This window comes from Gilliamella sp. wkB108 (assembly GCF_001690195.1).
GTDB classification, from domain to species: domain Bacteria; phylum Pseudomonadota; class Gammaproteobacteria; order Enterobacterales; family Orbaceae; genus Gilliamella; species Gilliamella apicola_L.
On record NZ_LZGM01000128.1, the window covers coordinates 1 to 4,772 of the forward strand.

A 4,772-nucleotide genomic window follows, 5' to 3' on the forward strand; every position below is an offset into this window, starting at 1 on the left:
GTGGTAAATCCTACCGCTTCTAACCAGTTGCCTTTAAGATGCAGTGCAGGGTGTTTGCTGTAATGAGTGCAAGCCTGTGTAGTTTTAGGTTCGTGGCGGACGCTGATGTAACCAACAGTGTAATGACGTTTCGACGTCTCTCGCAGGGTTTTACTGGTGGTTTTGGTTTTGGCTGTTTTTGCCGTAGAATGGACGTTAGTCATGATAACTACTCCTTAGTTGCTAGTTGTTGTGATTAGCAGATTGGTTGTGGTCGCACACAGCCAGTCTGCGTTTAAACAATTAATCGCTATTTATCAACAGGCAGCAATGCCGATTCAACTCGATTTTTAACAATAACCGCATCAATTAATTTAATGACAGTCTCTTGCTCTTCTTGAGGACAGTTGGTTAATGCCTTAAATCTTTCAAATAACCGCGTATTACTCATTGTTGAATGTTCGTCATACGTTCCTATTAATAAATAATCAATGGATGTAGTAAAGAGTTCAGCAAGCAATATCAGTTTATCCGCAGGGGGAATATGCATACCTGACTCATACTTGTTGTACTGTGAAAGCTGTAATCCCAGTTTAGCAGCTACTTCTTGCCGGAAAGGGAACTAAGGTAGTTACAATAGCAAAAGGTCAGGATGCAGGTAAAACTAAACCAGGATCAAATTGGAAATATGAAGAAGGAGAGTATAATCAAAAACCTACTGATACGATTAATGTTGAAGCACCAAAGGAAATAAGTTATGGTAATGATTCTAATGCCGGAAAGGGGACGAATAGTACATCATCCAGCCCAATTATTAACCCTGCTACAAATAAAGTTGTTACTGAACACACCATTGTACCATCAGGGAAAGCTCCACAAACCTCAACGCCAAACTCAATTTATGAAGTATCGAGAGCAGATGGTTCTAGAAGTGTTACTTATTATGATGCAAATGGTCGAACTTTTTCTCGTGAAGACTATGGACAAATTCATCCACACGGACAAATGGGGCTAGGTTCTGACGGAAGAGTAGTTCCTCATGAACATAGAATCACATATAATGATAAAGGATTTGTAACAGGTAGATACTATAGAAAACTAGACTACAATGGAAAACCTATCGGTGATTGGATTAAGGAGAAATAAATGAATAATTATATTTTAGGTTATCTTTCAGGGATTAATTATAACAATAGTAAATCAATATTAAAAAAGATAGCGATTAAATATGGTATTGGTTTAAAGGAAATTTTACCAGAACAATTGTTTCAATTTACAGATAGATATCTACCAAATAAGAATGACAATAATTTTATTTTTTCAATGAGTGATTGTCCTGATTGTGAAGAAGCTGATTATTTAATTGATTATTTGAATTATGATCCAGAGATGCAAAGTAAATTTCCTCCATTGGGAATAGATCGTTTACAAATTTTAATCAGTATATTAAAAGACATGATTATTCAAACAAAATGTTCAAAACTTGTGATATCCTTGACTGACTCAGGCTATATTTATTCTTATAAAGTCATAAAATTTGATGAACTATCAAAAACATTACTTTCAGATTTTGAACTAAACCAAGGTGCGCCTGACACACTTTATGAAATTATATGTTAACAAATTCCTTTTTTAATAAATTAAGCTCAACCACCAACTTGCCCTGTTCAATCTTAATGATAACAGGGCAGCCTACATAAAAGCCGAATTGCTCCAACCATCTACCCTTAATGGTCAGTTGAGGTCTGGGGTTGGGCTTTGTGCCTTGTGGCACATAACCGACGGTATAAAATCGCTCATTGGGTTGTAGTGCCAGTGCTTTGTCTGTGGTTGATTTTAGCGTAGAATGAGTTTTAGCTAGCAGTTTAATCTGCTTCTTGCCTTAAAAAGGCATCCAAAAATATCTTCATCATGGTTTTCTTCTTCCGGTAATGTATTAATATTCTGAAATAACTTTAAAAATTCCCGGTTTTCAAATTTTACTTTAATCGTTTTGATAAGATTAAACGGTATAGACTCCTGAATTATTTTTACATCATTAAAGCACACAAATCACCCACTCGGCGATATCGGAAGGCGAATTAATCGTTCGTGATAAAGAGGGGCAAAAACAAGATATCAATGAACTAAGTCATGATACCGATAATGCGCATCAAAAACTCAAACCAATTTTTGACAAAGAGAAAGAGCAACGAAAACAAGATATCGTAACGGGGCTGAAAGATTTAGCAGCACAAGTAAAACAACTGGAGAAAGACCTTAACAAGGATGCGGGTAAGGACTCACCATAGCAAGTATGGGAGGAGATGAAAGTGATATAACAACAGGAGTGAATAGTAGTAAAAATGCGGTTGAGAATAATGGTTTAGGTTGGGGTGACGGTGGAAATGCATTACCTGTTCCTGTCGGAAGTGGTACTATTGAAAAAGTAAGTCTCACTAACGAAGTTTATAAAGAACTATATGAAAAATGTGGTTCTAATTGTACAGATGAAGAAATTGAAAACGCCTTAAAAGAAGCAGGATTAATTAGTCGTGATAAATTATCTGAAGAAGCTAAAGAGAAATTAAGGTCTCTAGGATATAACATTCCTTTTGCTGGTTTGGTTTATGGTATAAGTGATAGTAACAAGGAAAATAATATTACTCCTACATTAGAAGCAACTCTTACACAAATTAGATTAAATTGGATTTTATATTTAAGTGGACAGCCATTAGAACCATTAACTATAGATAAAATGATAGAAACATCAACTGAGGGTAGAAAAACAAGTGGCAGATCAATACCATATGAAAGATTTGGTGGAAGTTCTCAAGCTAATTTTGATTTTGATAGTTTAAAGCCTACAAACATTAAAAATATTGATGGAGGACGAATGGGAACTTTGCCTGACGGAAGAACTATTATTGTTAGAACGAAAAGCACAGACGGACGCCCAACATTAGAAATTCAAAAAAAATCAGAGTCAGGTAAAGTTACTTCTGCAACTAAATTCCGCTATGATAAATGGGAGTAAAAAATATGGAAGAAATATACCATAAGAAAAATATTAATTATGTATTTGGAAGAGAGTTATTTGTGGATAAAATTGAATATAATGATTATGAACTAAAAATTTTTTTAGATAATGAAAATATAAAACTACAATTATTTTTTACATATATATTTTCTTTTAGAATAATTGATGAAGGATGTTTTTTAAAAACATTAAATGAACAAAATTTAACCATAGGTTTGTATTGTAGTTGTAAATCAAATTATTTATCTTGGTTTCATGAACAAAGTTCAAATATCTATTTAGATGACCCACAGTTAAAACATTATGTATTAGCCACTCAGAATGAAATTATTGAAATAATCACGCAATGGGAGCCTGATTTAAAGATACTATAAATATTGGGTAGTAAAGGATTTGAGAAATTCAAATCCGATGTGGGATCTCATGCGAGTATTGCCAAGCAAAACGGTGCTTCTTTTGAAGTGCATTCTAACACACCTATCCCTCAGCATGTTAAAGATTGGTTAACATCGAAGAACATACCGTTTAAGGAATATTAATATGGGAATGCAAGTCAGCATAGATATAAATTTTGCACAAGAATATTCTCCTAAAGAGATATTAAAGTGCCTAATAAATAATGGCTGGAATATTTATTATCAAAACATAGTTACTTATCTATCGTCAAAAGATATTGATGATTATGACTGGCTGAATATGGACATGAATCTGTTTAATTTAGATGAGTTTATAAACTCTCATAATATTATGAATAAAATCGGTATAGTGATGGTTTATGATAATGAATCAGGAGGTAATTTATTAATTTACCCTAGCTATTTATCTATGTCATTGTCAATAAATCGTCAGTATTTATCTGGGAAAGATATTCCAGATTTTAATTGGTATCTAGATAGAATGAGTGGTTTTTTAAGAAATATAAAACTATCTAGCATACAATGTGAAACCATCTACTAATGAATAACCCCCGCCTAACTAGCGGGGGAGCTTTTATTATTTTTTAGAATTGTATCGCAAGTTCAATAATCAATTTGCCTTGTTCAATCCTAATGATAACAGGGCTGCCTACATAAAACCCTATCTGTTCCAGCCACCTGCCCTTAATGGTCAGTTGTGGTTTGGGGTTGGGTTTTGTGCCTTGTGGTGCTGGTGCTTTGTCTGTGGTTGATTTTAGCTTAGAATGAGTTTTAGCTAACAGTTTAATCTGCTTCTTGCCTTAAAAAGGCATCCAAAATATCTTCATCATGGTTTTTTTTCTTCCGGTAATGTCTCAATCTCCTGAAACAGTTTTTAAAACTCATGGCTTTCAAATTTGACTTTAGCCGACCTAAATTCAACATCTAAGTGCGAATCGAGTTAGTAAAAGGCTTGATAAGGTGTTTTATACTTGAGCCTTTTTCTTGGACGATGATTAAGTCGATTTTCAACCGCTTTAATCTCTTCATCACTGATGCTATCAAATACCATTCTCTTTGGAAAGTATTGTCTGATTAATCCATTTAAATTCTCATTACTTCCTCTTTCCCATGAGCTATACGGATGAGCAAAATAGTATTGGCAATCTAAGGCTCTTGCTATCGCTTTATGCTCCGCAAATTCCAGACCATTATCAGAGGTTATCGTCTTAACTCTATGTTTTATATTTGTTAATAAACTAATTATTGCCTTCTTTACCTCTTCTGCTGTTTTTCGCTCAACTTTTTTTATTAAGGCTAATCCTGTTTTACGTTCAACTATTGTGACTAATGCCTGCTTTCGATTACCACCTATAATC

8 protein-coding genes and 1 pseudogene are annotated in these 4,772 nt (G+C 34.0%); 4 read left to right on the top strand and 5 right to left on the bottom strand.

The annotated features are described in order from the left end of the window. Together A9G11_RS13860 and A9G11_RS13865 are read right to left on the bottom strand one after the other, a co-directional pair. The coding region (locus A9G11_RS13860; RefSeq protein WP_141674435.1) for a SymE family type I addiction module toxin at positions 1–203 on the bottom strand (203 nt) is incomplete at its 3' end. Between the two features lie 86 nt (positions 204–289). After that, positions 290–592: pseudogene (locus tag A9G11_RS13865) on the bottom strand (helix-turn-helix domain-containing protein); the annotation flags it as partial. Between the two features lie 533 nt (positions 593–1,125). Between A9G11_RS13865 and A9G11_RS13875 the strand changes: the two are divergent. After that, on the top strand, positions 1,126–1,599 hold the full coding sequence (locus tag A9G11_RS13875) for a hypothetical protein (RefSeq protein WP_065620164.1): 474 nt from the start codon (positions 1,126–1,128) through the stop codon (positions 1,597–1,599). Here the strand turns inward: A9G11_RS13875 and A9G11_RS14860 are convergent. After that, on the bottom strand, positions 1,589–1,843 hold the full coding sequence (locus A9G11_RS14860) for a SymE family type I addiction module toxin (protein ID WP_081298593.1): 255 nt from the start codon (positions 1,841–1,843) through the stop codon (positions 1,589–1,591). The two genes, A9G11_RS13875 and A9G11_RS14860, sit on opposite strands and share 11 nt — an antisense overlap. A 432-nt stretch (positions 1,844–2,275) precedes the next feature. Between A9G11_RS14860 and A9G11_RS13885 the strand changes: the two genes are divergently transcribed. The 3 genes from A9G11_RS13885 to A9G11_RS13895 all read left to right on the top strand — a co-directional run bounded on the left by A9G11_RS13885 (position 2,276) and on the right by A9G11_RS13895 (position 3,955). Continuing rightward, a complete protein-coding gene (locus A9G11_RS13885; RefSeq protein WP_065620166.1) occupies positions 2,276–2,995 on the top strand; it encodes a VENN motif pre-toxin domain-containing protein in 720 nt (239 codons plus the stop codon). A 5-nt stretch (positions 2,996–3,000) separates the two neighbouring features. Beyond that, positions 3,001–3,372 (top strand): hypothetical protein, encoded by a 372-nt coding sequence (locus A9G11_RS13890; protein WP_065620167.1) that lies wholly within the window; start codon positions 3,001–3,003, stop codon positions 3,370–3,372. 166 nt (positions 3,373–3,538) lie between these two features. Continuing rightward, a complete protein-coding gene (locus tag A9G11_RS13895) occupies positions 3,539–3,955 on the top strand; it encodes a hypothetical protein (RefSeq protein WP_065620168.1) in 417 nt (138 codons plus the stop codon). Between the two features lie 43 nt (positions 3,956–3,998). Here A9G11_RS13895 and A9G11_RS14865 read toward each other — a convergent pair whose 3' ends face one another. Beyond that, the gene (locus A9G11_RS14865) at positions 3,999–4,202 is read right to left on the bottom strand and encodes a SymE family type I addiction module toxin (protein ID WP_081298595.1); all 204 of its coding nucleotides are present in this window, start codon (positions 4,200–4,202) and stop codon (positions 3,999–4,001) included. A 152-nt stretch (positions 4,203–4,354) separates the two neighbouring features. Then, positions 4,355–4,772 (bottom strand): IS30 family transposase (locus A9G11_RS13900; RefSeq protein WP_141674438.1); only part of this gene is annotated, 418 nt, incomplete at its 5' end.